Below are 2,726 nucleotides of genomic sequence, written 5' to 3'. Positions count from 1 at the left end.
GGCTGGTGCTGGCCCGGACCGCGAGCCGGACCGGCCGGCACGCCGAGGCCCTCCCGCTGCTGGAGCAGGCCCACGCGCACCGGCCCGACGACGAGGATCTGCTGGCTGACCTGCTACGCAGCGAGGCCGCGGTGCGCGGGGCCGGGGCGGCCCTGCACCGCTTCGAGCGCTACCGCCGAGACCTGCGGAATCAGCTCGGCACCAGCCCGGGCGAGGCCCTCGCCCGGGTCCAGCGCGAGCTGCTCGCCCGCGACCGGCCCGTCCGCGACGGCATCCAGTACGACGCGAACGCCCTGCTGGGTCGCCAGCGCGACGTCGACCGGCTGCGGGCGCTGCTGGACCGGGCCCGGGTGGTGTCGATCGTCGGGCCGGGCGGGCTCGGCAAGACCCGGCTGGCGAACCTGCTCGCCCGCGACAGCGCCCTGGCGACGGTGCACGTCGTCCCGCTCGTCGGGGTGACGGCGCCCGAGGACCTGCTCGGTGAGATCGGCGCCGCGCTCGGGGTGCGCGACTCGATCACCGATCGCCGGACGCTGACCGCCGCGCAGCGCGCCGACCTGCGGGCCCGTATCGCCGCGCGGCTCGACCGCGGACCGGGCCTGTTACTGCTGGACAACTGCGAGCATCTCATCGCCGAGGTCGCCGACCTGGTGGCCTTCCTCGTCACGGCCACCGCCGACCTGCGGGTGCTCACGACCAGCCGGGCGCCGCTGGCGATCAGCGCGGAACGGGTCTACCTGCTCGGCGAGCTGTCCCACGCCGACGCGATCGAGTTGTTCTGCCAGCGGGCCACCGCCGCCCGCCCCACCGTCCGGCTCGATCGCGAGGTGATCGGCCGGATCGTCGACCAGCTCGACGGCCTGCCGCTGGCGATCGAGCTGGCCGCGGCGCGGGTCCGGGCGATGTCGGTGGAGGACGTCGACCGGCGCCTCGCGGACCGGTTCGCCCTGCTGCGCGGCGGGGACCGCTCCGCCCCGGACCGCCACCGCACCCTGCTCGCGGTGATCGACTGGTCCTGGCGGCTGCTGGCGCCACCGGAGCGGCGATCGCTGCGCTGGCTGGCGTTGTTCCCGGACGGTTTCACCCTCGACGCCGCGCAGGCCGTGCTCGGCGCCGCCGGTCCCGGTGGGACCGCGGCGGCGCCCGGGCCCGCGGGCGACGGCGACCCCGTGGACACGGTGCAGAACCTCGTCGACCAGTCGCTGCTGAGCGTGCGGGAGTCGGCGGGTGGGGTGCGCTACCGGATGTTGGAGACCGTCCGGGAGTTCGGCCGGCTGCGGCTGGCCGACGCCGGCGAACAGGCGACGGCGCGGCGCGCCCTGCGGGACTGGGCGAGCGAGTACGCGACCGGCCATGGTGCCGGCCTGTCCACCGAGGGGCAGTTCGCGGCGATCGACGCGCTCGCGGCCGAGGAGACGAACCTCGCCGACGAGCTCCGGGCGGCGCTCAGCGACGGCGACACCGAGGCGGTGGCGCGACTGGTGGCGGTGCTCGGTCTGTTCTGGGAGATCCGCGGCGAGCACCTGCGGATGATGGGGATGGTCGACGCGGTCACCGCGCTGCTGGCCGGCTGGACGCCGCCCCCCGGCCTGGGCCCGACGGCGCTCGCGGCCGGGACCACGGCGGCGCGAACGACACTGTTCATGGCCGACGGCACGCTGCCGGCCTCGCTGCGCGAGCTGTTGGAACGGCGCGAGCCGTTGGAACGGCGCGAGCCGTTGGAACGGCGCGATCCCGAGGCGGCGGGTGAGGCGTCCGTGGCCGGTGCCGCGCGGGTGCTGCTCGCTCTCGCCGTGGCGGCGCCGTCAGGGGAGCACGCCGAGGCCCAGCTCGCCCGGCTGACGGCGGATGCCGACCGCCACACCCGCCTGAACGCTCTGACGTGGCTGGCTCATCAACGGGAGAACAGCGGCGACACCCGGGCGTCCGCTGTCGCCGCCGAGCGGGCACTGGCCCTGGCCACACCGGCGGACGGGCCCTGGCTGGCGGCCATGCTGCACACCCGGCTCGCCGATCTGTGCACGCAGCTCGGCGACACACCGGCCGCCCGTGCGCACGCCCGGGCGGCGCTGCCGGTCATGGAGCGGCTCGGCGCCGACGACGACGTGGCCCAGCTGCGGGTGCTGCTGGCGATCGACGCCATCAACGAGGGCCGGCTCGAGGCCGCCGAGCGGTACCTCGCCATGATCGGGCCGCCCAGCGACACCGTGCACGGCGGCGCGATAATGGCGGCCGTCGGCCGGGCGGAGCTCGCCATCGCCCGCGGCGACCCGGCGGACGGCCTGCGCCGCTACCTCGACGCGGCCCAGGGGCTGCGCACGATGCGGTGGCCCGGCGTCGAACCGACCGGCGTCGAACCCTGGGGGCTCGTCGGTGACGCGGTCGCGCTGGCGGCGCTCACCTGGTACGCGAGCTGCGCCGAGGACCTCGCCGTCGGCGAGGAGATGTTCCGCTCCGGTCTGCGCCGGTGCGTCGAGGCCCTGCGGCGCGGCGAGAGCGCGATCGACTTCCCGGCCTGCGGGACGCTGCTCTACGCGCTCGGCGCCTGGGGCCTGCGCGAGGTCCGCCCGGCGCGGATGACGGCGGGTGAGGCGGTGCGGCTGCTGGCGTTGGCTCGACGTTTCTCCCATCTCACGGCGATCCCGTCGCTGGGCTGGGACCGGGTCGAGCCGCTCGCCGAACGCCACGCGCCCGGGGCGCTGGCGGCGGCCCGGGCGGGTGAGGGC

General features: G+C 76.4%; 1 protein-coding gene. It reads left to right on the top strand.

Annotated features, from left to right (window positions below):
* Positions 1-2,726 (top strand): ATP-binding protein (locus MXD58_RS28290; RefSeq protein ID WP_250611217.1); only part of this gene is annotated, 2,726 nt, incomplete at both ends.

It is taken from the genome of Frankia sp. AgKG'84/4 (assembly GCF_023242965.2).
Taxonomy (GTDB): Bacteria; Actinomycetota; Actinomycetes; order Frankiales; family Frankiaceae; genus Frankia.
This window is presented reverse-complemented; position numbering and strand designations above follow the sequence as displayed.